Source organism: Isoptericola sp. F-RaC21, assembly GCF_038593535.1.
GTDB lineage: Bacteria > Actinomycetota > Actinomycetes > Actinomycetales > Cellulomonadaceae > Isoptericola.
In genome coordinates, this window is record NZ_JBCFYX010000003.1 from 1 (window position 1) to 24257 (window position 24257).

23 protein-coding genes and 1 riboswitch are annotated in these 24257 nt (G+C 74.4%); of the genes, 16 read left to right on the forward strand and 7 right to left on the reverse strand.

Translation table 11 applies throughout. The features are described from left to right. Positions 1 to 80 precede the first annotated feature (80 nt). The 4 genes from AAG589_RS10475 (at position 81) to AAG589_RS10490 (ending at position 3851) form a co-directional block, all read left to right on the forward strand. A complete protein-coding gene (locus AAG589_RS10475) occupies positions 81 to 1343 on the forward strand; it encodes an AGE family epimerase/isomerase (protein WP_430567205.1) in 1263 nt (420 codons plus the stop codon). Then, positions 1340 to 1795 carry an RrF2 family transcriptional regulator gene (locus AAG589_RS10480; protein WP_430567206.1) on the forward strand — a complete coding sequence of 152 codons (456 nt, stop codon included), beginning with the start codon at positions 1340 to 1342 and terminating at the stop codon, positions 1793 to 1795. Before AAG589_RS10475 ends, AAG589_RS10480 begins: the two co-directional genes overlap by 4 nt. A gap of 166 nt (positions 1796 to 1961) precedes the next feature. Beyond that, positions 1962 to 2885 (forward strand): sulfite exporter TauE/SafE family protein, encoded by a 924-nt coding sequence (locus AAG589_RS10485; protein WP_430567207.1) that lies wholly within the window; start codon positions 1962 to 1964, stop codon positions 2883 to 2885. A gap of 189 nt (positions 2886 to 3074) precedes the next feature. Further along, positions 3075 to 3851: a PAS domain-containing protein gene (locus AAG589_RS10490; protein ID WP_430567208.1), complete on the forward strand. Its 777-nt coding sequence runs from the start codon at positions 3075 to 3077 to the stop codon at positions 3849 to 3851. 60 nt (positions 3852 to 3911) lie between these two features. Here the strand turns inward: AAG589_RS10490 and AAG589_RS10495 are convergent, their stop codons facing one another. Further along, entirely contained in the window at positions 3912 to 4178 is a 267-nt protein-coding gene (locus AAG589_RS10495; protein WP_430567209.1) for a DUF4235 domain-containing protein, read from the reverse strand. A 156-nt stretch (positions 4179 to 4334) separates the two neighbouring features. Then, a riboswitch (TPP riboswitch) is annotated at positions 4335 to 4438 on the forward strand. Positions 4439 to 4509: 71 nt separating this feature from the next. On the opposite strand from AAG589_RS10495, the gene AAG589_RS10500 reads away from it, so the two are divergent. Genes AAG589_RS10500 through AAG589_RS10510 form a run of 3 tightly spaced genes read left to right on the forward strand, consistent with a single transcriptional unit; the run spans position 4510 to position 8074 of the window. Continuing rightward, positions 4510 to 5577, forward strand: a complete 1068-nt coding sequence (locus AAG589_RS10500) for a thiamine ABC transporter substrate-binding protein (RefSeq protein ID WP_430567210.1) — start codon at positions 4510 to 4512, stop codon at positions 5575 to 5577. Further along, complete coding sequence (locus AAG589_RS10505) at positions 5553 to 7280, forward strand: ABC transporter permease (RefSeq protein WP_446719722.1); 1728 nt, start codon at positions 5553 to 5555, stop codon at positions 7278 to 7280. The genes AAG589_RS10500 and AAG589_RS10505 overlap by 25 nt, the downstream gene beginning before the upstream one ends. Next, a complete protein-coding gene (locus AAG589_RS10510) occupies positions 7280 to 8074 on the forward strand; it encodes an ABC transporter ATP-binding protein (protein WP_430567211.1) in 795 nt (264 codons plus the stop codon). The genes AAG589_RS10505 and AAG589_RS10510 overlap by 1 nt, the downstream gene beginning before the upstream one ends. Positions 8075 to 8077: 3 nt before the next feature. Here the strand turns inward: AAG589_RS10510 and AAG589_RS10515 are convergent, their stop codons facing one another. Both AAG589_RS10515 and AAG589_RS10520 read right to left on the reverse strand, forming a co-directional pair. Further along, a complete protein-coding gene (locus AAG589_RS10515; RefSeq protein ID WP_446719723.1) occupies positions 8078 to 8794 on the reverse strand; it encodes a response regulator in 717 nt (238 codons plus the stop codon). Continuing rightward, positions 8791 to 10017 carry a sensor histidine kinase gene (locus AAG589_RS10520; protein ID WP_430567212.1) on the reverse strand — a complete coding sequence of 409 codons (1227 nt, stop codon included), beginning with the start codon at positions 10015 to 10017 and terminating at the stop codon, positions 8791 to 8793. Before AAG589_RS10520 ends, AAG589_RS10515 begins: the two co-directional genes overlap by 4 nt. A gap of 164 nt (positions 10018 to 10181) precedes the next feature. Between AAG589_RS10520 and AAG589_RS10525 the strand changes: the two genes are divergently transcribed. Then, positions 10182 to 10658, forward strand: coding sequence for a DUF6069 family protein (locus AAG589_RS10525; protein ID WP_430567213.1), 477 nt, complete (start codon positions 10182 to 10184; stop codon positions 10656 to 10658). Here AAG589_RS10525 and AAG589_RS10530 read toward each other — a convergent pair. Beyond that, positions 10621 to 11760 carry a PrsW family intramembrane metalloprotease gene (locus AAG589_RS10530; protein WP_430567214.1) on the reverse strand — a complete coding sequence of 380 codons (1140 nt, stop codon included), beginning with the start codon at positions 11758 to 11760 and terminating at the stop codon, positions 10621 to 10623. The genes AAG589_RS10525 and AAG589_RS10530 overlap by 38 nt on opposite strands. A 97-nt stretch (positions 11761 to 11857) precedes the next feature. On the opposite strand from AAG589_RS10530, the gene AAG589_RS10535 reads away from it, so the two are divergent. After that, complete coding sequence (locus AAG589_RS10535; protein WP_430567215.1) at positions 11858 to 12469, forward strand: dihydrofolate reductase family protein; 612 nt, start codon at positions 11858 to 11860, stop codon at positions 12467 to 12469. A 48-nt stretch (positions 12470 to 12517) separates the two neighbouring features. Here the strand turns inward: AAG589_RS10535 and pgi are convergent, their stop codons facing one another. Continuing rightward, entirely contained in the window at positions 12518 to 14209 is a 1692-nt protein-coding gene (gene pgi / locus AAG589_RS10540) for a glucose-6-phosphate isomerase (protein WP_430567216.1), read from the reverse strand. Positions 14210 to 14311: 102 nt separating this feature from the next. Between pgi and AAG589_RS10545 the strand changes: the two genes are divergently transcribed. Next, positions 14312 to 14797 carry a DUF1269 domain-containing protein gene (locus AAG589_RS10545; RefSeq protein WP_430567217.1) on the forward strand — a complete coding sequence of 162 codons (486 nt, stop codon included), beginning with the start codon at positions 14312 to 14314 and terminating at the stop codon, positions 14795 to 14797. A gap of 83 nt (positions 14798 to 14880) precedes the next feature. On the opposite strand, the gene AAG589_RS10550 is transcribed toward AAG589_RS10545, so the two are convergent. After that, positions 14881 to 15168 carry a hypothetical protein gene (locus tag AAG589_RS10550; protein ID WP_430567218.1) on the reverse strand — a complete coding sequence of 96 codons (288 nt, stop codon included), beginning with the start codon at positions 15166 to 15168 and terminating at the stop codon, positions 14881 to 14883. Positions 15169 to 15356: 188 nt separating this feature from the next. Between AAG589_RS10550 and AAG589_RS10555 the strand changes: the two genes are divergently transcribed. Both AAG589_RS10555 and AAG589_RS10560 read left to right on the forward strand, forming a co-directional pair. Beyond that, entirely contained in the window at positions 15357 to 16118 is a 762-nt protein-coding gene (locus AAG589_RS10555; RefSeq protein ID WP_430568004.1) for a copper homeostasis protein CutC, read from the forward strand. Further along, positions 16115 to 16843, forward strand: coding sequence for a DedA family protein (locus AAG589_RS10560; protein ID WP_430567219.1), 729 nt, complete (start codon positions 16115 to 16117; stop codon positions 16841 to 16843). Before AAG589_RS10555 ends, AAG589_RS10560 begins: the two co-directional genes overlap by 4 nt. Before the next feature lie 538 nt (positions 16844 to 17381). Here the strand turns inward: AAG589_RS10560 and AAG589_RS10565 are convergent. Beyond that, on the reverse strand, positions 17382 to 18428 hold the full coding sequence (locus AAG589_RS10565; protein WP_430567220.1) for a LacI family DNA-binding transcriptional regulator: 1047 nt from the start codon (positions 18426 to 18428) through the stop codon (positions 17382 to 17384). Positions 18429 to 18624: 196 nt separating this feature from the next. Here AAG589_RS10565 and AAG589_RS10570 point away from each other — a divergent pair, with 196 nt between their 5' ends. From AAG589_RS10570 to AAG589_RS10585, 4 genes are read left to right on the forward strand one after another with little or no spacing between them, the layout of a single operon-like run. Then, positions 18625 to 19944 carry an ABC transporter substrate-binding protein gene (locus tag AAG589_RS10570; protein WP_430567221.1) on the forward strand — a complete coding sequence of 440 codons (1320 nt, stop codon included), beginning with the start codon at positions 18625 to 18627 and terminating at the stop codon, positions 19942 to 19944. A gap of 7 nt (positions 19945 to 19951) precedes the next feature. After that, complete coding sequence (locus AAG589_RS10575) at positions 19952 to 20920, forward strand: carbohydrate ABC transporter permease (RefSeq protein WP_430567222.1); 969 nt, start codon at positions 19952 to 19954, stop codon at positions 20918 to 20920. Then, complete coding sequence (locus tag AAG589_RS10580; RefSeq protein WP_430567223.1) at positions 20917 to 21813, forward strand: carbohydrate ABC transporter permease; 897 nt, start codon at positions 20917 to 20919, stop codon at positions 21811 to 21813. Before AAG589_RS10575 ends, AAG589_RS10580 begins: the two co-directional genes overlap by 4 nt. Beyond that, on the forward strand, positions 21810 to 24257 hold the full coding sequence (locus AAG589_RS10585; protein ID WP_446719724.1) for a beta-xylosidase/alpha-l-arabinosidase: 2448 nt from the start codon (positions 21810 to 21812) through the stop codon (positions 24255 to 24257). Before AAG589_RS10580 ends, AAG589_RS10585 begins: the two co-directional genes overlap by 4 nt.

Consider the following 24257-nt stretch of genomic DNA (forward strand, 5'->3'; position numbering starts at 1 on the left):
ACACCGCTGCGCCGGGCCCGCGTGTCCTCCCGGGGATGCCGTCCGTGCTCCTGCGGGGGCGGTGCCGATAGGCTCGTCGGGTGACTGGAGCACCGCACCTTCCTGCCACCGGGCCCACGCCCTCGTGGCGCGCCCGACACTTCGTGAGCCTGCTCGACTTTGCGCGGCCCTCTCTCGGCGCGGACGGCGCCGCAGGGTGGCTCGACGACGACGGCGCCGTCGACCCGACGCAGCCCGCGCACCTGTGGATCACGTGCCGCATGACGCACTCCTTCGGCCTGGGGCACCTGCTGGGCGTCGAGGGAGCTGGGGAGCTGCTGGAGCGGGGGATCCGCGGCCTGACGCGCACCCTTGCGGACGCCGAGCACGGCGGTTGGCTCGCCGCCCGGGGCCCGGGCGGCGCGGTCGACGGGACGAAGCAGGCGTACGGGCACGCGTTCGTCGTGCTCGCCGGCTCGACCGGCACGGTCGCGCGTACGCCGGGCGCGGTGACGCTGCTGGAGGCGGCCCTCTCCGTCCTGGACCGGCGCTTCTGGGAGGCTGAGCACCAGCTGCACCTCGACGAGCGGTCGCGGGACTGGTCCGACGTGGACCCGTATCGCGGGGTCAACGCCAACATGCACTCCGTCGAGGCGCTGCTCGCGGCGCACGACGCCACGGGGGAGCGCCGCTGGCTCGACCGCGCCGCCGCGGTCGCGGACCGGGTGATCGGGTGGGCGTCGGGCAACGGCTGGCGCATCCCGGAGCACTTCGACACGGCCTGGCAGCCGCAGCTCGAGTACAACGCCGACCGCCCGCACGACCCGTTCAAGCCGTACGGCGCCACGCCAGGGCACGGCCTGGAGTGGGCACGCCTGCTGCTGCAGGTGGACGTCGCCGGCGGGACCGAGGGGCAGCGCACCGAGGCGGCACGGCAGCTGTTCGCGCAGGCGGTGGACGACGGCTGGGACGGGCCCCAGGGCGGCTTCGTCTACACCACGGACTGGTCGGGCGCTCCTGTGGAGGCCCGCCGTTTCCACTGGGTCGCCGCCGAGGCCGCGGCCGCTGCCGACGTCCTGCACCGCACGACGGACGAGGGGCGCTATGCCGAGCTCGCCGGCGAGTGGTGGGCCTGGATCGACGCCCACCTGGTGGACCACGAGCGCGGCTCCTGGTTCCACGAGCTCGACACGGACAACGCCCCCTCCGGCCGGACGTGGATCGGCAAGCCCGACGTCTACCACGCGGCCCAGGCCGTCATTCTTCCGGACCTGCCGCTGACCGGGTCGTTCGCGGCCTCCGCCCGCGCCGCCGGGCCGTTGCTCGCGGGCTCGAGCCTGGCGGCCGCGGAGGCGACGCCGTGAGGATCTCCGCGAAGGCGGACTACGCGGTGCGCGCGGCCGCCGAGCTCGCCGCGTCTGACGAGGGTCCGGTCCCGGCCGAGGCGCTCGCCCGCGCGCAGCAGGTTCCCCACCGGTTCCTGGAGGCGATCCTCAGCGACCTGCGGCGCGAGGGCATCGTCGCGAGCCGCCGCGGGGCCGGAGGCGGCTACGTCCTCGCCCGGCCGGCCGACCGCGTGACCGTCGCCGACGTCGTCCGCGCCGTGGACGGGCCCCTCGTCTTCGTGCGCGACGCGCGGCCGTCCGACCTCGAGTACACCGGCGCGGCGGCGTCGCTGCTGCACGTGTGGGTGGCGCTGCGCGTGAACGTCCGGGCCGTGCTGGAGCAGGTGACCCTGGCGGACCTGGCCGCCGGGAACATCCCCGACGTCGTGCGACGGCTCACCGAGCAGGAGTCGGCGTGGCTCAACCCCTGACGGGCACGCTCGAGGCCTGACGCTCCACGCCGGAGCGAACGCCGTCCAGATCCTCGTCTCGGCATGCGGGCAGTTTCGTGAGACCGTTGAATCCGATAGAGCCGATCGGGTAACTTCGTCTCAGTCGCGGCGGACCCGCTGCCGCGCCGAAACGGAGGGAACACCCGTGCGGACACTCGTCCTCCTTGCCCTCGTGGGCCTCGGTGCGCAGCTCGTCGACGGCAGCCTGGGCATGGCCTACGGCGTCACCTCGACGACCCTGCTGCTCGCGATCGGCACGAACCCCGCGGCCGCGTCCGCGACCGTCCACCTCGCCGAGGTCGGCACGACCCTGGCGTCGGGCGTCTCCCACTGGCGGTTCGGGAACGTCGACTGGAAGGTCGTGACCAAGATCGGCATCCCCGGCGCCGTCGGCGCGTTCGCCGGCGCGACGTTCCTGTCGTGGCTCTCGACCGAGATCGCGAAGCCGCTGATGTCGATCCTGCTGCTGGGGCTGGGCCTGTACGTGCTGCTGCGGTTCACGCTCCGCGGGCTGCGCACGGACCGCCTCGGGCAGCCGCTGCGCAAGCGGTTCCTCACCCCCCTCGGCCTGGTCGCCGGGTTCATGGACGCCACGGGCGGTGGCGGCTGGGGCCCGGTGGGCACGCCCGCCATCCTCGCGAGCGGCCGCATGGAGCCGCGCAAGGTGATCGGATCCATCGACACCAGCGAGTTCTTCGTGGCGGTCGCCGCCAGCCTCGGCTTCCTCTTCGGGCTCGGCACGGCGGGCATCAACCCGACCTGGGCCCTGGCGCTGCTCATCGGCGGCCTCATCGCCGCGCCGATCGCCGCGTGGCTCGTGCGCCTGGTGCCGCCGCGCGTCCTCGGCTCCGCCGTCGGCGGGATCATCGTGCTCACCAACGTGCGGACCCTGCTGAGCCTCGACTCCTTCCCGGTGAGCGACGGCGTGCGCACCCTCGTGCTCGGGATCGTCGCGGTCGCCTGGGCGGCCGCCGTCGTGTACTCGTTCGGGCAGCACCGCAAGGCGGTCGCGGCCGAGAAGGCCGAGCTCGCGGGCGAGCGGGAGGCGGCGGCCGCGACCCCCGCCTGATCAGGCGCGGAGGTCGACGCCCGCCGGCGCGGGTGGGACCGCGGCACGGACCCCGCCGGGGTGCGGCCACGATTCCACCCGCGCCGACGTGCACCGTGGGGTGGCATCGTCGTGCCGTCCCGGTACCGTGGTGAAGCCGGGAGCATCGCGCCCCCGACCCAGCTGCACGGCACTGGGAGGTGAGCCTCGATGTCCACGCCGAACGACGCACCGCGCCGCGAGCTCGTCGCCTTCGCGGAGCTGCTCGGTGCCGGGAGCCAGCTGCTCGTGGGCCAGTACCGGGTCGACGTCGGCACGGGCGAGTGGTGGTGGTCCGACGAGGTCTTCCGGATCTTCGGCCGCGAGCCCGGCACCGTCACGCCCGGGCCGGAAGTGCTGCGCGCTCACCTGCACCCCGACGACCGCGAACGGCTCTCCCGGACGGCAGCCGTCGCGCTCGGGGCCGGGCGACCGTTCTCCGGGGCGCACCGCGTGGTCGACGACCACGGCCGGACCCACACCGTCGTCGTGACCGGCCAGGCCCGGCACGGGGCCGACGGCGCGTCGTCGCAGATCGTCGGCTACGTCATCGACGCCAGCCCGGTCGTCCGGGACGCGTTGGAACGGGAGGCGCACCGCGCCGTCTCCCGCGCGTTCGTCGCCGCCGCGGCCTCCGAGCAGGCCAAGGGCGCCATCATGGCGGTCTGCGGCGTGGACGAGTCCGTCGCCACCGAGGTGCTCGGCGACGTCGGCGCACAGGTCGGCGTCTCCGCCCAGTCGGCGGGGGAACAGGTGATGAAGATGCTCGCGCGGCCCGTCGGGGACCGTGACGCACCGCTCACCGCCGCCGAGGTGGTGCGCGCGGCGCCGCCCGCGAAGGACGCGGCGGACCGGCTCAGCGCGGCGCTCGCCGCCGTCCGGCCGGTGGACCGGCCGCACGGCCACGACGCGCAGCTCGCCCGTCGGCGGCCCCGCGCGAGCCACTGACGGGTCTCGACAGGCTCGACCAGCGGGGAGGGCTCGGCCGGCGGCCGGGGCCGCCGTCGGTCAGCGACCGGGGACGAACCGCGCCGCCGCGCGCACGGCTCCCTGGCGGGCGAGGCGCTTCGCGAGCACCGCGACGCCGCCCGACACCGCGGCGAAGGTGACGGCCTGCACGACGGAGAGCTCGTCGTCGTCCACGTTGGTGGGGGCAGCGTTGCCCGTCGCCTTCTCCCAGACCACGCCGATGAGCTTCTGCGCGACCCATCCGGCGGCGATGGTCAGCACCACCGTGCCGACCTTCACGCCCAGCGGCTGCTCGGTGTCCGTCACGTGCTCTCCCTCGGTCGGTCCCCACGCGGCCACGGTGTGGCCCGCGCGTCGTACGGCGCCCACGGCCGTCGGGCGGTGTCACGGCACGTCAGGCACGTCACACCCCGGAGCCGAGGACGGGACCACGGTAGCGCGGCGTCGACGGGTAGGCTCGTGCTGATACGACAGGGGAGCGCCACCGGCGCTGAGAGTGCGGACCGCCGCAGACCCTCGAACCTGACCCGGTTAGCACCGGTGGAGGAAGTCGGGAATCTCGTTCCCTGCGGGAGGCCGCACCACGACGGTGCCGGGCGCCCGCAGGACCCCCTTCTCGCACCGTGAGGAGGACAGCATGATCCACAGGACCACCCGGGTGGCCGCGGCCGCCGGAGCCGTCGCCCTGCTGCCGCTGCTGGCGGCGTGCGGCGGCGGGGCGTCGCCGGACGGGAGCGCGACGGCGTCGTCGACGCTGACGCTCGTCACGCACGACTCGTTCGCCGTCTCGGACGACGTGCTGGCCGCGTTCGAGAAGGAGTCGGGCCTGACGGTCGAGCAGGTGGCCCCGGGGGACGCCGGCACGCTGGTCAACCAGCTCGTCCTCACCAAGGACGCGCCGCTGGGCGACGTCGTCTTCGGCGTCGACAACACGTACGCGTCGCGCGCCGTGGACGCGGGCGTGTTCGAGGCGTACCAGCCGGCGGACCTGGACCCGGCGGTCGCCGCGTACGCCCCGGACGACCTGGCCGGCACGCTGACGCCGATCGACATGGGCGACGTCTGCATGAACCTCGACGACGGGTGGTTCGAGAAGCACGACGTCGCCCCGCCGGTGACGCTCGAGGACCTCGCGAAGCCGGAGTACAAGGACCTGACCGTGGTCACCAACCCGGCGACGTCGTCGCCCGGCCTCGCCTTCCTGCTCGCGACGGTCGGCGCCTTCGGCACGGACGGCTGGGAGGCCTACTGGGCCGACCTGCGCGACAACGGCGTGAAGGTGGCGGAGAGCTGGGAGGACGCGTACTACGTGGACTTCTCCGGGGCCGGCGAGGGCGGTCAGCGGCCGATCGCCCTGTCGTACGCCACCTCGCCCGCGTTCACGCTGAGCGACGACGGGAAGTCCTCCACGACGAGCGCGATGCTCGACACCTGCTTCCGGCAGGTCGAGTACGCGGGGGTCCTCGCCGGCTCCGACAACGTCGACGGCGCGAAGCAGCTCGTCGACTTCCTCACCTCGCCCGAGTTCCAGGCCGACGTCCCCGGCCAGATGTACATGTACCCGGCCGACCCCGACGTCGAGCTGCCCGCCGACTGGCAGCAGTTCGCGCCCCTGGCCGACGAGCCGTTCGAGGTGGCGCCCGCGGACGTCGCCGCGCACCGTGACGAGTGGATCGAGCAGTGGACGTCGACCGTCGTCGGCTGACGCGCGGGGTCCGCGCGGGCCGCTGGGGCGCGTGGCTCGGCTGGGGCGCGGCCGTCGCGCTCCCGCTGGGCTTCCTGGCGGTCTTCTTCGCGTGGCCGGTGGTGTCGCTGGTCCTGCAGGGGTTCTTCACCGAGACAGCGGCGGGGCGGACGCTCGACCTGTCCGGGTTCGCCGAGGTGCTGTCCCAGGAGCGCACGTGGCGGATCGTCGGGCAGACGCTCGCCCAGGCGCTCGCCGGCACGGTGCTGTCGGTGCTGCTGGGGCTGCCCGGCGCGTACGTGCTGTACCGGTGCCGGTTCCCCGGCCGCACGCTGGTGCGCGGCCTGGTGACCGTGCCGTTCGTGCTGCCGAGCGTCGTCGTCGGCGTCGCGTTCCGCGCGCTCTTCGCGCCCGGCGGCCTGCTCGGCTGGGCACACCTGGAGGAGAGCTTCGCCGGCATCGTGCTCGCGCTGGTGTTCTTCAACTACGCCGTGGTGGTCCGCACCGTGGGCAGCATGTGGGAGCGCCTGGACCCGCGGGCCGAGCAGGCGGCCCGCGCGCTCGGCGCGACGCCGTGGCGCGCGTTCCGCACCGTGACGCTGCCGGCGCTCGGCCCGGCGATCGCGTCCGCCGCGGCGGTGGTGTTCCTGTTCTGCGCGACGGCGTTCGGCGTCGTCCTGGTGCTCGGCGGCCTGCGCTACGGCACCATCGAGACGGAGATCTGGACCCGCACCACCCAGTTCCTCGACCTGCGCTCGGCGGCGGTGCTGTCCGTGCTGCAGCTCGTCGTCGTCGCCGGGGCGCTGCTGGTCAGCTCCCGCGCCCGGGCGCGGCGGGAGCGCGCGCTGCAGCTGACCGGCGACCGCGCGTCCGCGCACCGGCTGCGGCTGCGGGCCGGCGGGGACCTCTGGCCCGCGCTCGCCACCGCCGTCGTGGTGGCGGGGCTGCTCGTGCTGCCCATGGCGGGGCTCGTCTCGCGGTCGCTGCGGGCGCCCGACGGGTCCTGGGGCCTGGACAACTACGTGGCGCTGGGCACCACCGGCGGGCGCAACGCGCTGACCGTCACGGTGTGGGAGGCGCTCGGCAACTCGCTGCGCACCGCCGCGTGGGCGGCGGTGATCGCCGTCGTGGTGGGCGGGCTCGTGGCGCTCGTCGTGTCGCGCCGCCCGCGCCGGGCGGGGCTGCGGCGCGCCGTCGGCGTGCTCGACGCCGCGTTCATGCTGCCGCTCGGCGTCTCCGCGGTGACGGTGGGCTTCGGCTTCCTCATCACCCTGGACCGTCCGCTGGGGCTCGACGTCGACCTGCGCACGTCGGGCGCGCTGGTGCCGATCGCGCAGGCCGTGGTGGCGATCCCGCTCGTGGTGCGCACGATGCTGCCCGTGCTGCGGGCCATCGACCCGCGCCTGCGCGAGGCCGCCGCCACGCTGGGCGCCGCGCCGGGGCGCGTGCTGCGCACGGTGGACGGGCCGCTGGGCGCGCGGTCGCTCGGGCTGGCGATCGGGTTCGCGTTCGCCGTCTCGCTGGGGGAGTTCGGCGCGACGTCGTTCCTCGCCCGCCCCGACACCGCGACGCTGCCCGTGGTGATCTACCGGCTCATCGGGCGGCCCGGGGCCGAGAACTACGGCATGGCGCTCGCGGCGTCCGTGGTGCTGGCCGTGCTCACCGCGACCGTCATGATGGTGGCCGAGCGCCTGCGCGGCGACCGGCCCGGAGGGGAGTTCTGATGGAGCAGGTCCGCGAGACTGCGGGGCTCGCCGTGCGCGACGCCGTCGTCCGGTACGGCGCCACGCGCCGCCGGCCGGGGTCGGTCGCGGTGGACGGGGTGTCGCTCGACGTCGCCGCCGGCGAGATCGTCGCGCTGCTCGGGCCCAGCGGCTGCGGCAAGTCGTCGCTGCTGCGCGCCGTCGCCGGGCTGGAGCCGCTGGCGGGCGGCACCGTCGCCTTCGACGGCGAGGACCTCGCGGGGGTGCCCGTGCACCGGCGCGGCTTCGGGCTGCTCTTCCAGGACGGCCAGCTGTTCCCGCACCGCGACGTCGGGCGCAACGTCGCCTACGGGCTCGAGACGCAGGGCTTGTCGCGTGCGGAGCGGTCCGCACGGGTCGCGGCGCTGCTCGACGACGTGGGCCTGGCCGGCTACCAGGGACGCTCCGTCGCGACGCTCTCCGGGGGCGAGAAGCAGCGCGTCGCCCTGGCCCGCGCGCTCGCGCCGCGGCCGCGGCTGCTGCTGCTCGACGAGCCGCTGTCCGCGCTCGACCGCCGCCTGCGCGAGCGGCTCGCCGTCGACGTCCGCGACACCCTCAAGGCCACCGGCACCACCGCCGTCTTCGTGACGCACGACCACGACGAGGCGTTCACCGTCGCCGACCGCGTCGCCGTCATGGACGCCGGGCGCCTGCTGCAGGTGGACGCGCCCGACGTGCTCCTGCGCGCGCCTGCCGGCCCGCGCGTCGCGGAGTTCCTCGGACTCGCGCCGGAGGCCGACGGGCTCGCCCGCGCGGAGCGGACGACCGCGGGCTGATCGTCAGGCCTCGCCGGCGTCGTGCACGAGCAGGGCGACCTGCGTGCGGTTCTCCAGCCCCAGCTTCTCGAGCACGCTCGACACGTGCGCCTTCACGGTGGGCACGCTGAGGTACAGCGTGGCGGCGATGTCGGCGTTCGACGCTCCACGGCCCAGCTCGACGGCGACGTCGCGCTCGCGCGCGGTGAGGGCGTCCAGGGCGGCGCGGGCGCGGTCGCGCGACCCGTCCGACCCGGCGACGGCGGCCATGAGGCGGCGCGCGACGTCGGGCGCCAGGACCGGCTCGCCCGAGGCGGCGGCGTGCACGGCGGCGGCGATGCGGGCCGGCGGCATGTCCTTGAGCAGGTAGCCCGCGGCCCCGGCGCGCAGCGCGCCGCCGACCTCCTCGGCGGTGTCGAAGGTGGTGAGCACGACGACGGCGGGCGGCGACGGGCGGGCGCGGACGCGCCGGGTGGCCGCGATGCCGTCCACGCCGGGCATCCGCAGGTCCATGAGCACGACGTCGGCCGGGTGCGCGTCCAGCACGGCGGGGACGTCGGCGCCGTCGGCCGCCTCCGCCACGACCCGCATCCCGTGCGCGCCGTCGAGCATGAGCCGCAGGCCCGCGCGCACCAGGGCGTCGTCGTCCACCAGCACGATCCGCACGGGAGCGGCCCCCGCTGCGGCACCGTCCGCCGGGCCGGCGGCGGGGAGCGGGCCTGGACCGGGCGTCGTCGTCACGCGTCCCACGGTAGCCACGCCTCCACCGCGAAGCCGCGCGACACCTCGGAGCCCGAGTCGGGGCCGGCGTCCGGGCCCGTGGACAAGGTGCCGCCCAACAGCGTGGCCCGCTCCCGCAGGCCGACCAGCCCCGTGCCCGTGCCGACCCCGTCCGGGGCGACGGCGCCCGGCGCGGCGCCGTCGTCGACGACCCGGACGCGGGCCTCGCCCGACCCCGTCGTGACCGACACCCGCACGGCGGCGCCCGGCGCGTGCCGTCGCGCGTTGGTCAGCGCCTCCTGGACCACGCGGAACACGGCCGTCGCGACGGCCGGGGGCGGGGTGTCGTCCCCCACGCGCTCGTAGGTCACGTCGTTCCCGGCGGCTCGGGCGTCGTCGACGAGGCGGCGCACGTCGTCGAGCACCGGCACCGGGCCGAGGTCCTCCGGGCCGGCGCGGAGCAGGCGGATCACCTGCCGCAAGTCCTCGAGGGCGTCGCTCACGCCGGCCCTGACCCGCCCCGCGGCGGCGGCGAGCTGCGCCGGGTCGGCGTCCGGGCGGTACTCCATCGCGCCGGCGGTCGCGGCCAGCAGGGAGAGGCGGTGCGCGAGGGTGTCGTGCATCTCGCGGGCGATGCGGGTGCGCTCGGCCGTCCGCGCCTCCGCGACGCGCCGCTCCTGCTCCGCCTCGGCGCGCCGCGCCCGGTCGCGCAGCGACCACAGCACCAGGGCGCGCTCGCGACCGTACGCGCCCCACCCGAACAGGGCCGCGTGCACCGCGACGTCGCAGAGCAGCCACCAGCCGAGAGGCAGGCTCACCGGCCGCCACAGCGCCTGGACGGCGTGCCCCAGCACCCCCGCGCCCGCCACCCACGCCGCCGTGCGCACCGGGTACCAGCGCGCGACCTGCAGCGTCGCGACCGTGGAGGCGGGCGTCGCCGCCCCCGAGACGGCGGCCAGGGCGGCGAGGGCGAGCGCGGCGGCCACGCTGCGGCGCGTCATGAGCAGCGGGACCAGCGCGACCGCCGCGAGGGCGACGGCGACGTCGACGGCCGCCGGCACCTGCGGCGTCGTGCCCACGACGGAGCCTGTGTCCGGCGTGGCGGTCACGACGGCCGCCGTCGCGGCGGCGGTGAGGACGGCGACGAGCCCCCAGGCGGTCGCGAGGACGCCGCGCGGGACCGGCGGCGGGCCCTGGTCGGGCGGCGGCCCGGCGGCGTGCGATGCGGTGGCGGTGGTGGTCATGACCGGGACGCTACGGCGGGCCGTCGTGCCGCGACACCGACAAAAGTCGGGGGTGCGGCCGCCCGACGTCCCGGGCACGACCGACCACGGCAGGGCGCGCGCGGGGCCCGGCGTGCGGGAGCGTCGGGGTGTCGGCAGGGTGCCGGCGCCGAGGAGGGGACGACATGGACGCGACGCGGAGCACGACCGACGGCCGGACGACGCAGGGCCGCACGCCGGGCGGGCCGGCCGGGCGCACGTGGCGCGACCGGTCCTGGTGGAACCGCCCGCGGACCGTCGTCGTGGGAGCGGTGCTGACCGGGGCGGTGGTGTTCCTGGTCGGCACGCTGGCCGGCGTCGACCCGCAGGTGCGGGCCGGGTCCGGCACGCTCGAGGTCACGATCTCCCTGGTGATCGCCACGAGCCTCACGGCGGCCCTGGGCGGCTGGGGCGTGCGCGCCCTCCTGCTGCGCCGCCCGCACGGCGGTCGTGCCGCCTGGCTGTGGCTGAGCGGCGCCGTCCTCCTGGTGTCCCTCCTGGGGCCGCTGGGGGCGGCGAACGCCGGCGCGACGGTGCTGCTCCTGGCCGAGCACCTCGCCGTGGGCGGCGTGATCATGCTGGGTCTCAGCGGGGCGGAGCGTCGGGGCGCCAGAGCGGCGTGACGACGGTGCGTGCCGCGAGCATGAGCGCGACCAGGGTGCCGCGCTGCCGCTCGAACGCGGCCCGGTCCACCGCCCCGCGGTCGAGGCGGCGGTGCAGCATCGCCAGCTCGGTCGCGGCCTGCTGGTAGTCCCGCATCGCGCGGGCCGGGCCGGGGCCGCCCGCGGCGCGGACCTGGGCGCGGGCGCGGCGGCGCCGCGCCAGCGACGTGAGCATCACGACGTCCGGCAGCGCGACGGCGCCGAGCGGCCCGTACTGCGGCAGGTGCTGGCCGATGAGCGCCACGATGCGGGCACGGTCGCGGCGCACGACGACGAGCAGCCCGACCACGATCCCCAGGCCCAGCAGGTACACGGCGACGACGGCCGCGAGGCCGAGCGACGCGGCACCGTTCCACAGCGCGTGGTAGGTCATCGCGCCGAGGAGGCCGAGCAGCACCGGCCGGACGCGGGCCCAGCCGCGCGGGGCGAGCGCCGCCGTCGCGATCCCCAGGCCGGTGAGCGACGTGCACAGCGGGTGGACCAGCGGCGACAGGAGGCCGCGCACGACGAACGTCGCGGCCAGGCCGTCGGGGCCCGCGGTCGTGTAGTAGTGGATGTTCTCGACCGTGGCGAACCCGAGGCCCACCAGCGAGCCGTAGATGATGCCGTCGGTGGGCCCGTTGAGCTCGTGCCGGCGGAACCACAGCATCCCCACGAGCACCAGCGCCTTGAGGGTCTCCTCGACGACGGGCGCGGTGAGCACCGCGGTCGCGACGAACCCCTCCTCCTGGCCGAGCAGCGGCGTCCACAGCAGGGTGAGCCCGGCGGTGTTGATGCCCATCGCGACCAGCACGGACACGCCCGCGCCCCACAGGAACGCGAGTACCAGGGCGTCCGGCGGCTCCGGCTCGAGGCGGTCGAGGGCGAGCACGCCCGCCAGGAGCAGCGGGAGCGGCAGCAGGGCGAGGAGCAGGCCCTCGACGAACGTCGGTCCCTCCGCCGAGGTCACGACGAGCGCGACGAGGAGGCACACCGACGAGACGGCGATCGCCACGATGACGCCCACCGACGGGCGACCCGTGGGACGCGCGTCCAGGATCGCGCGGGGGTCCAGGGCGGGCATGGCCCCTGATCCTAGGTGCGGGCGGCGGGCGCCGCCTCGATGATGTCCCCAGGGCCGGAGGTCGTCCCTCCGCCGGAGTCGTCGGAAGGGCACCCCCATGGCCACGGTCGTCTCGACCCTCTTCATCTCGCTCGACGGCGTCGCGGAGATCGATCCCGCGTGGCACTTCCCGTACTTCGACGACCACATGTCGCGCGCCGTCGACGACGACTACGCCGGCACCGACGTGCTGCTGATCGGCCGGGTCACGTACGACAGCTTCGCCGGCGCCTGGCCCGAGCGGGAGGAGGCGGGCGAGGAGGACGCGGCGTTCGCGAAGCGGCTCGGGAACATGCGCAAGGTGGTGGTCACCCGGTCCGACCACGACCTGGGCTGGCGCCACGTCGAACGCCTCGACGGCGACCTCGCGGCCGCCGTCGAGGCGCTGAAGTCCGAGGACGGGGTGAACAAGATCCTCGTGCCCGGCTCGCTGTCGGTCGTGCGGCAGCTCCTGGCCGCCGGCCTGCTCGACGAGCTGCGCCTGCTGGTGCACCCCGTCGCCGCCCGCCACGGCGAGCGCCTCTTCGACGAGGGCGAGCCGATCTACCCGCTCACCCTGCTGGCCTCCGAGGCCTTCCCGACCGGCGTCGTCCGGCTGGTCTACGCGCCGGGCGAGCTGCCCAACCAGGCAAGCTACGACGACGTGCGGTGCCAGGTCCCCGCTGGTTGAGCCCGTCGAAACCTGCCGCGGGGGTTTCGACAGGCTCGACCGCCGCGGTCAGGCGCGGTGCTCCCGGTAGTAGCGGATGAGGGCCTGCGTGGAGGAGTCCTGCGCGGCCAGGGCGGCGTCGTCGCCCGACACGGCGGGCGCGACCTCCAGCGCCAGCTTCTTGCCCAGCTCCACGCCCCACTGGTCGAAGCTGTCGATGCCCCACACCGCGCCCTGCACGAAGGTGATGTGCTCGTACAGCGCGACGAGCTGGCCGAGCACCGACGGCGTGAGCGCCGGCGCGATGATCGACGTCGTCGGCCGGTTCCCGGAGAACACGCGGGCGGGCACGATCTCCTCGGCCGTGCCCTCGGCGCGCACCTCGTCCGCCGTCTTGCCGAAGGCGAGCGCCTTGGTCTGGGCGAAGAAGTTGGCGAGGAACAGCTCGTGCACGTCCGTGCCGCCGTCCGCGAGCGGGTAGGCCGGGGTGGCGACGGCGATGAAGTCGGCCGGGATGAGCCGCGTGCCCTGGTGGATGAGCTGGTAGAAGGCGTGCTGGCCGTTGGTGCCCGGCTCGCCCCAGAAGACCTCGCCCGTCTGCGTGGTGACGGCGGAGCCGTCCCAGCGCACCGACTTGCCGTTCGACTCCATCGTGAGCTGCTGCAGGTACGCCGGGAAGCGGTGCAGCTGCTGCGCGTACGGCAGCACGGCGTGCGTGTGGGCGCCGAGGAAGTTGACGTACCAGACGTTCAGCATGCCCATGAGGACGGGGACGTTCGCCTCGAACGGGGTGCTGCGGAAGTGCTCGTCGACGGCGCGGAACCCGGCCAGCAGGTCGCGGAAGACGTCCGGGCCGAAGGCGATCGCCAGCGAGGTGCCGATCGCGGAGTCGACCGAGTAGCGGCCGCCCACCCAGTCCCAGAAGCCGAACGCGTTGGCGGGGTCGATGCCGAAGTCGGCGACCTTGTCCAGGGCCGTGGACACGGCCACGAAGTGCGCCTTGACGGCGGCCTGCTTGGCGTCGGGGTCGTCCTCGATGACGCCGGCCGCGATGAGGCGCTCCCAGAGCCACGCCCGGGCGAGGCGCGCGTTGGTCAGGGTCTCCAGCGTGCCGAACGTCTTGGACGCGACGATGAACAGCGTGGTCTCGGGGTCGAGGTCCGCCGTCTTCTGCGCGACGTCGGTGGGGTCGATGTTGGAGACGAAGCGCACCTCGAGGGCGTCGCTGCCCGTGCGGCCGTACGGCTTCAGCGCCTCGTACACCATGACCGGGCCCAGGTCCGAGCCGCCGATGCCGATGTTCACCACGGTGCGCACGGGCTTGCCCGTGACGCCCGTCCACGACCCGTCGCGGACCTGGTCGGCGAACGCGCTCACCTTGTCGAGCTCGGCCTGCACGTCGGCGTCGACGTCCTGGCCGTCCACGACCAGCGGCGGCTGCGTGCCGGGCGCGCGGCGCAGGGCGGTGTGCAGGACGGCGCGGTCCTCGGTGGCGTTGATGTGCTCGCCGGCGAACATCGCCTCGATGCGCTCGGGCAGGCGCACCTCCTGGGCGAGGCGGACCAGCAGGCCGAGCGTCTCGTCGGTCGCGAGGTTCTTGGAGAGGTCCACGTGCAGGTCGCCGGCGACGTGGGTCATGCGCTCGGCGCGGCCCGGGTCGTCGGCGAACCAGCCGCGCAGGTCGCCCCGGAACTCCTGGTAGTGGGCGTACAGGTCGCCCCAGGACGTCGTGGTGGTGGGATCGACGGGGGAGGAGGTCATGGGCCCACGGTACTGACCGCCCGGCCCGGTTGCGCGGCCTGCTCACGCTGCCAGGATGACCACCAGCCGGGAACGGGCCCGGACTGGGTTGGGGAGGAACGCATGGCGAATTTCACGGTCTGGAAGTTCGACGACCCGGGTGCGGCCGACCGCGCCTTCCAGGCGGTCAAGGGCGGCGAGGCGGACGGCCTGGTGAAGATCATCGACCACGCGGTCGTGAGCTGGCCCGAGGACGCGAAGAAGCCGAGCACCCACGGCGACCACGACGACACGGCGAAGGCGTCGGGGTGGGGCGCGTTCTGGGGTCTGCTCCTCGGGGCCCTGTTCTTCCTGCCGATCCTGGGCGCCGCCGCCGGCGCCGCCATCGCCGGCATCTCGAAGTCCCTGTCCGACGTGGGCATCACCGCGAAGGACCTCGAGACGATGAAGAAGGAGATCGTGCCCGGCACGTCGGCGCTGTTCGTCGTCACCGAGCCGATCGACCCCGACCGGCTGGCGGAGCGGCTGCACGGGGTCGACGCGACCCTGGTCAGCACCAACCTCACGGACGCCGAGCGCCGGAACCTGCTGGAGGCCTTCGGGCAGTGAGCACCGGGGAGACCCGGCACCGCCCGCACGACGAGCCCGCCGCCCTGCCGGGGCCGGCGGGCTCGGCCGTGCTCTCGGCCGTGTCAGGCGGGCTGCCAGCGGCCGCCCCACCGCCGGGTGAGCGTGGCGCCGAAGGTGTCGGCGAGCGCGTCGACCCTGTCGTGCACGGCGTCCGCCACGCGGTGCGCGGCGGCGTCGTCGTCCGCGGTGAAGCGGACCGTGATGCGGGCCCGGCCGCGCACGACGCCGACGTCGTACGCCTCGACGGTGACCAGCTCGCGGGCCGCGTCCGCCGCGGCGGGCAGCACGTCGGCGGGGTCGACGCCCGGTTGCAGCAGGCCGACGGCGAGGCTCACGCGGTAGGAGGGCACCGGGCGATCCTGCCATCCCGGACGGACACGTCGACGGGCACCTCGACGGGCACGGTCCCGTCACAGGTCGCCCCGGTGGTGCACACCTGCGCCCCCGTAGACTCGCGGCCGTGACCGATCGCCTGCAAGACGACGTGCCCGTTCCGGCGTCCGTCGGCCCCGCGACAGACCCCGTCCCCGAGCCTGTCCTGGCGCCCGTCGCCCCCGCGCAGCGGGGTGTCGCCCTCGAGATCGCCGTGCAGGACGTCGCGGGCGCGCGGGTCGCCGCGGCGGGCGGCGCGGACCGGCTCGAGCTGTGCGCGGCGCTCGCCGGCACCGGCGGCCTCACGCCGTCGACCGGCATGGTCGCCGCCGTCGCGGACGCGCTGCGCGGCGCGGGCGTCGGCGTCCACGTCCTCGTGCGCCCGCGGGCCGGCGGCTTCGTCTTCGCCGACGACGAGGTCGACGTGCAGGTGCGCGACGTGCGCTCGGCGCTCGACGCGGGCGCGGACGGCGTCGTCGTCGGCGCCATGACGGCGGACGGGGTGGTCGACACCGCGGCGCTCGCGGCGTTCGTCGCCGCGGCAGGCGGCGCCGACGTCACGTTCCACCGCGCGATCGACCAGGTGCCCGACCCGGTCGCCGTCCTCGACACGCTCGCGGCCGCGGGCGTGCGCCGCGTGCTCACCTCCGGCGGCGCCCCGCGCGCCGGGGAGGCCCTCGACGTGCTGGCGGCGCTCGCGGCCCGCGGCCGCGAGCTCGGCGTCGAGATCATGGCGGGCGGCGGCGTCCGGGTCGAGGACGTGCCCGCGCTCGTCGGCGCAGGGGTGCACGCCGTGCACCTCTCCGCCCGGCGCACCGTGGTCGCCGACGGCGGCCCCGGTGGCGGCGGCACCGGCGGCTACGACGTCACCGACCCGCACGTCGTCGCCGCGACCCGTGCCGCCCTCGACGCCGGGGCCGGCGCATGACCGGCCTCGCGTCGTCGACCGGCACGGCCGTCGCCGCGGCCGCCTCGGCCACCGACCCGGCCGCGGGGTACGACGGCTTCATCGGCTGGGTGCTGCACCTGATGGTCACGCTGGGCGAGGTCGGCGTGGGCGCCGCGGTGCTGTTCGAGACGTTCATCCCGCCCATCCCGTCCGAGGCCGTGCTGCCCGCCGCGGGCTTCCTCGCCTACGACGGGCAGATGAACGCCTGGCTCGCGATCCTCGCGGCCACCGCGGGCGCCGTCGTCGGCGCCTGGATCTGGTGGTACCTGGGGTGGCTGCTCGGGCGCGACCGCACCCGCGCCATCGTCGACGCCATCCCCCTCATGGACGGCTCCGACTTCGACAAGGCCGAGGCGTTCTTCGCGAAGTGGGGCCGCGTCGCCGTGCTCGTGGGGCGCTGCGTGCCCCTGGTGCGCAGCTTCATCTCCATCCCCGCGGGCATCGAACGCATGCCGTTCTGGTCGTTCACGATGTACACCGCCATCGGCTCCGGCGTGTGGAACGGCATCTGGGTGGGGCTCGGCTACGCGTTCGGCCCCGCCATCGAGCCCGTGCTGGAGCAGTGGAGCGGCATCATCTCCGACGCCGTCCTCGTGGTCATCGGCCTGCTCGTGCTGTGGTTCGTCGTGGTGCGGCTGCGGCAGCGCTATCTCGCCCGCCGCGGCCCCCGCGAGCCCGAGCGCCGGCACGGTCGCCAGCGCTGACCCGGGAGGTACCAATCGTGCCGAGGTAGTCCAGGTCTCGGCGAGGTAGTTCGAGCCACGCCGAGGTAGTTCCCGATCTTGTGAGGCCGTGCGGCGTGACCACGGGGCATGTCAGGCCTGCGTTCCCGTGACGGGCGCGGAGCTTAGGCGCTACCTCCACGACGAGCCCGTCCGTCGTGCCACGCGCTGCGGCCGCTCCGAAGGGCCGCTGCCTCGCCGTCGTCGTCGACGCGCCACCCGTGAGATTCCGGATGCTGAGGTGTTCGCCGTCGACAGAACTACCCCGCGGGACTTCGAACTACCTCGCGAGACTTCGAACTACCTCGCGGGGACCTGAACTACCTCGCGGGGACCTGAACTACCTCGCGGGGACCTGAACTACCTCGCGGGGACCTGAACTACCTCGCGGGGATCTGAACTACCTCGCGGGGACCTGAACTACCTCGCGGGGATCTGAACTACCTCGCGGGGACCTGAACTACCTCGCGGGGACCTGGACTACCTCGCGGGGACCTGGACTACCTCGCGGGGGTTCGGACTACCTCGGCGGGGGCGCCGTCGACGCGCGGACGACGAGCGACGTCGGCAGGCGCAGGTGCCGCTCGCGGGCGGTGCCCTCGAGGAGGTCGAGCACCATGCGCAGGGCCTCGGCGCCCATACGGTGCAGAGGCTGCGCGACGGTGGTCAGCGGGGGAGCGCTGCCCCACGACTCGGGGATGTTGTCGAAGCCGACGACGGACAGGTCCTCGGGCACGCGCAGGCCGAGCTCGGCGGCCACCTCGAGCACGTGGATGGCGGAGAGGTCGTTCGCGGCGAAGACGGCGGTGGGTCGGTCGGGCCGGTCGAGCAGGGTGCGGACCGGCGCGTCGGCCAGGTCGGGGCGGTAGCCGCCCACCTTGATGAGCAGGGGGTCGACGGCGATCCCGGCCCCCTCGAGCGCCTGCCGGTAGCCGAGCTCGCGGAGACGGGCGGACTCCAGGTCGGCGCGGCCGCCCAGGTGCGCGATGCGCCGGTGGCCGAGCGCGATGAGGTGCTCCACGGCCTCGCGGGCGCCGGTGGTGTTGTCGGAGTCGACGGTGGGCGTGCCCTCGGGGCCGGTGTGCGGGTCGACGGCGACCACGGGCACCGGGGAGTCCGGGGACATCACCATCGTGGGCGTCACGACGATGGCCGCGTCGACCAGGGTGCCGGCGAGCCGGGACAGCGACCGCCGCTCCCAGCCGGCCTGCGCGCCGCCGTCCGTGCGCCCGGCGTAGGCGAGCAGCTCGTAGCCCGTGCCGTCGACGGCGGCGGAGATGCCCTTGAGCAGCTCGGTGGAGTACGGCTCGAACTCGGCGACGAGCACGCCGATGACGTTGGTGCTGGTGCGGCGCAGGCTGCGGGCCACCAGGGACGACTCGTAGCCGAGCTCCTCGACGACCGCCAGCACGCGCTCCGAGGTGCCGGCGGCGACGCCGTACCGGTTGTTGACCACCTTCGAGACGGTGGCCACCGAGACGCCGGCGACGCGCGCGACGTCCGAGATGGTGACGCGCCCGACGGGGACGGAGGGGCCCGCGGCGGGCGGGTCGGCGGCGGTGCTCACGAGTCGACAGTATGCGCCATGCCGCCACCCGTCACGCGCCGGTCCCGCCGTCGAGCGCCCTTGCGGGTGAGATGTCGAAATCGTTATCGACAACGATTGACGAACGGTGCGGTCGCCTGCCACTCTCGTGCCCAGGCACTCACCACCTCGCGGCAGCGCCGCTGCCGTGCCCGTCGACGAGGACAAGGGATCGATGATGACGAGGACGAGGATCATGCGCGGCGCCACCGCGGTCGCGCTCGCGACCACCGTGGCGCTCCTGGGCGCCGCCTGCGCGGGCCAGGGGACCGGCTCCCAGGGCGGCAGCGACGGCGGCGACAGCGGAGACGCCAAGACGATCACCTGGTGGCACAACTCCAACACCGGCGAGGGCAAGAAGTACTACGACCAGGTCGCCGCCGACTTCGAGAAGAACCACCCCGGCGTGACCGTCGAGGTCAGCGCCATGGCCCACGAGGACATGCTCACCAAGCTCGACGCCGCGTTCCAGAGCGGCGACGCGCCGGACGTGTTCATGGAGCGCGGCGGCGGCGAGCTCGCCGACCACGTCGAGGCCGGCCTGCTCAAGGACATCTCCCAGCCCGCGGCCGACACCATCGGCAAGCTCGACGCGTACATGCCGGGCTTCCAGGTGGACGGCGCGTCGTACGCGCTGCCGTTCTCGATCGGCGTCGTCGGCTTCTGGTACAACAAGTCGCTCTTCGAGAAGGCGGGGATCACCAAGACTCCCACCACGATGGACGAGCTGTACGACGTCTTCGACAAGCTCGAGGCCGCGGGCATCACGCCGGCGTCCGTGGGCGCCGGCGACAAGTGGCCGGCCGCGCACTACTGGTACTACAACGTGGTCCGTCAGTGCTCCGCGGACACCCTGGATGCCGCGATCGCGGACGTCGACTACTCCGACCCGTGCTTCGTCAAGGCGGGCGAGACCCTCGACGAGACGATCGCCACGAAGCCCTTCAACAAGGGCTTCCTCACCACCCCGTCGCAGACCGGCCCGACGTCGGCGTCCGGCCTGCTCGCCTCCGGCAAGGTCGCGATGGAGCTCGCCGGCCACTGGGAGCCCGGCGTCATGCAGGGCCTCACCGAGGACGGCAAGGGGCTGGGCGAGGACGCCGGCTGGTTCCCGTACCCGTCCATCGACGGCCAGCAGGGCACCGAGGGCGCCCAGATGGGCGGCGGTGACGCGTGGGCCGTGTCGCAGGACGCGCCCGACGTCGCGGTCGAGTTCGCGCAGTACCTCCTGAGCGACAAGGTCCAGCAGGGCTTCGCCGAGCGGGACATGGGCCTGCCGACCAACCCGTCGGCGTCCGCGTCGGTGACCGACCCGTCGCTGGCCGAGCTGCTCGACGTGCGCGACAACGCCCCCGAGATCCAGCTCTACCTCGACACGCTGCTCGGGGCCTCCGTGGGCGGAGCGATGAACGACGCGATCGCCCTCCAGTTCGCCGGCAAGGCGACCCCGCAGGACGTCGTCGACGCGGTGCAGTCCGCCGCGGAAGCGGACCAGTGACCGACCGATGACGGATATCGCAGTCCGGTCCGCCGACCGTGCCCAGGCACGGTCGGCGGACCGCCGTCCGGAGCGTCGCGGCCGAGCAGGGGCGTGGCGCAAGCGGGCGGAGATCGCCTTCTTCGTGGCGCCGGCCCTCGCGCTGCTGGTCGCGTTCGTCGTGGTCCCGGTCGCCACCGCCGTGCAGATGTCGTTGTACAAGTGGAAGGGCTTCGGCCCGATGGTCGACTTCGTCGGCCTGCGGAACTACGTCTCCGTGCTGACCAACGAGGTCTTCACGGACGCCGTCGTGCACAACCTGATCATCGTCGTCGGGTCGATCGTGCTGCAGCTGCCGATCGGGCTCGCGATCGCGCTGCTGCTCAACCGCAAGATGTGGGGCCAGGGCCTGCTGCGCACGATCATCTTCGTCCCGTACGTGCTGGCCGAGGTCATCGCCGGCGTCGTCTGGTTCCAGCTGCTGCAGCCGCAGTACGGCGTCATCGACACGATGCTCGCCGCCGTCGGCCTGCACGGGCCCGAGCAGGGCTTCCTCGGTACACCCGAGTACGCGCTGTGGACCGTGCTCGTGGTGCTCACCTGGAAGTACCTGGGCCTGGCCGTGATCCTCTTCCTCGCAGGCCTGCAGGGCGTGCCCGACGAGCTGTACGAGGCGGCCCAGCTCGACGGCGCCTCCTGGTGGCAGGTGCAGCGCAGGATCACGATCCCGCTGCTGGGCCCGACGATGCGCACCTGGGGCTTCCTGTCCATGATCGGCTCGCTCCAGCTCTTCGACATGGTCTGGATCCTCACCGGAGGCGGGCCCGCCAACGCCACCACGACGATGGCGACCTTCCTCGTCAACGAGGGCACCAAGCGGCAGAACTTCGGCATCGCCGGCGCCGCCTCCGTGGTGCTCTTCGTCATCGCGCTGGTGCTCGCGCTGGCGTACCAGAAGTTCATCCTGAGCCGGGACAGCAAGGAGGGCGGGCGATGAGCGCCGTCACGGACAGGGCCGTCGGCCGGAGCCAGGGGGCCGACGGGCTCGACCAGCGGAAGACCAAGAGGTCGTTCTCCGGCGGGAGCCCGCTGGTCTACGCGATCGCCCTCGTGGTGGTGGTGGTGACCCTGGGCCCGGTGCTGTACGGCGTGCTCGGCGGCTTCCGCACCAACGCCCAGCTCGCGGACGACCCGGCGGGGCTGCCCAGCCCGTGGGTGTGGGACAACTACGCCGGCGTGCTCGCGGCGGACTCGCCGTTCTGGGGCTACTTCCTCAACTCGACGATCATCGCCGTGGTCACGACCGCCGTCGTCGTGGTGTTCGGCATCATGGCCGCCTACCCCCTCGCGCGGTACCGGTTCAAGGGCCGCGAGGCGCTGTTCATGGTGTTCGTCATCGGGCTGCTGTTCCCCGCCACGGTCGCGATCATCCCGCTGTTCATCCTCATCACGCAGAACTACCAGATGGGCAACACCTGGTGGGGCGTCGCGCTGCCGCAGGCCGCGTTCGCGCTGCCGATGACGGTCGTCATCCTGCGTCCGTTCCTGCAGGCCCTGCCCACCGAGCTCGAGGAGGCGGCGCAGCTCGACGGCGCCAGCCGGATCGGGTTCTTCTGGCGGATCCTGCTGCCCCTGTCGGGGCCGGGCATGGTGACCGTGGGCGTGCTCGCGTTCGTCGGGTCCTGGAACGCCTACCTCCTCCCGCTGCTGCTGCTGCAGGGCGACATGCGGACGCTGCCGCTGGGCGTCGCCGACTTCTCCTCGGAGCACTCGGCCGACACCGCGGGCGTGTTCGCGTTCACGACGCTGGCGATGATCCCTGCGCTGGTGTTCTTCCTGGCGATGCAGAAGCGCATCGTCAACGGCCTGCAGGGAGCCGTGAAGGGATGACCGAAGGAGAGTCCGTGACCCAGGTCCCTGCGATGCCCGTGGTGTCCGAGCGCGTCCGCGCGCTGCACGCCCGCATGACCCTCGACGAGAAGCTCGCGCAGCTGGTCGGCTACTGGCTCGACCAGGGCGGCGACGTCGTCGCCCCCATGCAGGGCGAGATGGCCGCCGGCGGCGGCGGGCGGCTCGAGGAGGTCACCCGGCACGGCATCGGCCACTACACCCGGGTGTACGGCACGCGGCCCGTCGACCCCGCGGAGCGCGCCGCGTGGCTGTGGGCGGAGCAGCAGCGCCTGCGCCGCGAGACGCGGCTCGGCATCCCGGCCCTCGTGCACGAGGAGTGCCTCACCGGGCTGTCCGCCTGGAAGGCCGCGACGTTCCCCACGCCGCTGGCCTGGGGCGCGTCGTTCGACCCCGACCTCGTCGAGGAGATGGGTGCCGTCATCGGCTCGTCGATGCGCGAGCTGGGCGTCCACCAGGGCCTCGCACCCGTGCTCGACGTCGTGCGCGACCCCCGCTGGGGCCGTGTGGACGAGTGCATCGGCGAGGACCCGTACCTGGTCGGCACGGTCGGCACGGCGTACGTGCGCGGGCTGCAGGACGCGGGCGTGCACGCGACGCTCAAGCACTTCGCCGGGTACTCGGCGTCGCGCGCCGGGCGCAACCACGCGCCCGTCTCGGCCGGGCCGCGCGAGATGGCCGACGTCTTCCTGCCGCCGTTCGAGATGGCGGTGCGCGACGGCGGCGTGCGGTCGGTGATGGCCACCTACGTGGACGTGGACGGCGAGCCGATGCACGCCAGCCAGGAGTACCTCACGCGGATCCTGCGCGACGAGTGGGGCTTCGACGGCACGGTCGTGGCCGACTACTTCGGCGTCGCGTTCCTCGAGGTGATGCACCGGGTCGCGGCCGACCGCGGCGAGGCGGCCGCCCGGGCGCTCGAGGCGGGGCTCGACATCGAGCTCCCGTCGGGCGACGCGTTCCTCGAGCCGCTCGCGGAGCTGGTCCGCGAGGGCCGGTTGGACGAGCGGTTCGTGGACCGCGCCGTGCTGCGCGCCCTCGCGCAGAAGGAGGACTTGGGGCTGCTCGACGACGACGCGTTCGCCGGCGAGCCGCCCGCGGTCGTCGACCTGGACTCGCCGGCCCACCGCGACGTGGCCCGCCGGCTCGCTCAGGAGTCGCTCGTCCTGCTCACCAACGACGACCTGCTGCCGCTGACGCGGTGGAGCGCCGCACCGGCGCGCGTCGCCGTCGTCGGGCCGAACGCGCACCGCAGCGACGCCCTCATGGGCTGCTACTCGTTCGCCAACCACGTGCTGGCGCACCACCCCGAGGTGCCCAAGGGGTTCCACATCCCCACCGTCTTCGAGTCGCTCGGCGGCGCGTTCCGGGCGGCGGGCCTGCCGCAGCCCGAGCTCGTGCACGCCGCCGGGTGCGACGTCGAGGGCGAGGACACGTCCGGCTTCGCGGAGGCGGTCGCCGCCGCGTCGTCGGCCGACGTCGCCGTCGTCGTCGTGGGCGACCACGCGGGCCTGTTCGGCCGTGGCACCGTCGGCGAGGGCAACGACGCCGAGTCGCTGGAGCTGCCCGGTGTGCAGCGCGGGCTCGTGGAGGCCGTGCTGGCGACCGGCACCCCGGTGGTCATGGTGGTGCTCAGCGGCCGGCCGTACGCGATCGACTGGGCGCTGGACGTCGCGGGCGACTCCGACGACCGGCGCCCCGGCGCCGTGCTGCAGGCGTTCTTCCCCGGCGAGGAGGGCGGCACCGCCGTCGCCGAGGCGATCGCGGGCGCGATGAACCCGTCGGGCCGGCTGCCCGTGTCGATGCCGCGGTCGGCGGGGGCGCAGCCGTACTCGTACCTGCACCCCGTGCTGGGCGGCCCGTCCGACGTGACGTCGACGGACTCGACGCCGCTGCGGCCGTTCGGCTTCGGGCTGTCGTACACGACGTTCGCGTACACGGACCTGGCCGTCGACGCCGAGGCGGCCGCGGGCGGCACCTTCAGCGCCGCCGTCCGCGTGACCAACACCGGGACCGTCGCCGGCTCCGACGTCGTGCAGCTGTACGGGCGCGACCTCGTCGGGTCCGTCACCCGGCCCGTGGCCCAGCTCCTCGCCTACCGGCGGGTCGCGCTGGAGCCGGGGGAGTCGGCCGTCGTGACGTTCGCGGTGCCGACGACGCGGCTCGCGTTCGCCGACCGGCGCCTGGTGCGCGTCGTCGAGCCGGGCGACGTCGAGGTATGGGTCGGGTCGCACGTCGCCGCCACGCCCGACGCCGAGGCCGAGGACGTGCAGGACGCCACCGGCGGCGCCATCACCAGCGCCCGGCGCTCCGAGAAGCGCGACCTGCCCGGCACGGCGACGTCGCGCGCGACGCTCGTCGTCACCGGCGACACCTACGAGGTGACGGTGGCCGACCCGCGGGTGGTGACGTCGGTCGTCGCGTGA

Bases quoted from the DNA above. Each gene is read 5' to 3' on its own strand.
- AAG589_RS10490 (WP_430567208.1), top strand. From the start codon at position 3,075: ATGTCCACGCCGAACGACGCACCGCGCCGCGAGCTCGTCGCCTTCGCG.
- AAG589_RS10500 (WP_430567210.1), top strand. From the start codon at position 4,510: ATGATCCACAGGACCACCCGGGTGGCCGCGGCCGCCGGAGCCGTCGCC.
- AAG589_RS10510 (WP_430567211.1), top strand. From the start codon at position 7,280: ATGGAGCAGGTCCGCGAGACTGCGGGGCTCGCCGTGCGCGACGCCGTC.
- AAG589_RS10520 (WP_430567212.1), bottom strand. From the start codon at position 10,017: ATGACCACCACCGCCACCGCATCGCACGCCGCCGGGCCGCCGCCCGAC.
- AAG589_RS10525 (WP_430567213.1), top strand. From the start codon at position 10,182: ATGGACGCGACGCGGAGCACGACCGACGGCCGGACGACGCAGGGCCGC.
- AAG589_RS10530 (WP_430567214.1), bottom strand. From the start codon at position 11,760: ATGCCCGCCCTGGACCCCCGCGCGATCCTGGACGCGCGTCCCACGGGT.
- AAG589_RS10535 (WP_430567215.1), top strand. From the start codon at position 11,858: ATGGCCACGGTCGTCTCGACCCTCTTCATCTCGCTCGACGGCGTCGCG.
- pgi (WP_430567216.1), bottom strand. From the start codon at position 14,209: ATGACCTCCTCCCCCGTCGATCCCACCACCACGACGTCCTGGGGCGAC.
- AAG589_RS10545 (WP_430567217.1), top strand. From the start codon at position 14,312: ATGGCGAATTTCACGGTCTGGAAGTTCGACGACCCGGGTGCGGCCGAC.
- AAG589_RS10560 (WP_430567219.1), top strand. From the start codon at position 16,115: ATGACCGGCCTCGCGTCGTCGACCGGCACGGCCGTCGCCGCGGCCGCC.
- AAG589_RS10570 (WP_430567221.1), top strand. From the start codon at position 18,625: ATGACGAGGACGAGGATCATGCGCGGCGCCACCGCGGTCGCGCTCGCG.
- AAG589_RS10575 (WP_430567222.1), top strand. From the start codon at position 19,952: ATGACGGATATCGCAGTCCGGTCCGCCGACCGTGCCCAGGCACGGTCG.
- AAG589_RS10580 (WP_430567223.1), top strand. From the start codon at position 20,917: ATGAGCGCCGTCACGGACAGGGCCGTCGGCCGGAGCCAGGGGGCCGAC.
- AAG589_RS10585 (WP_446719724.1), top strand. From the start codon at position 21,810: ATGACCGAAGGAGAGTCCGTGACCCAGGTCCCTGCGATGCCCGTGGTG.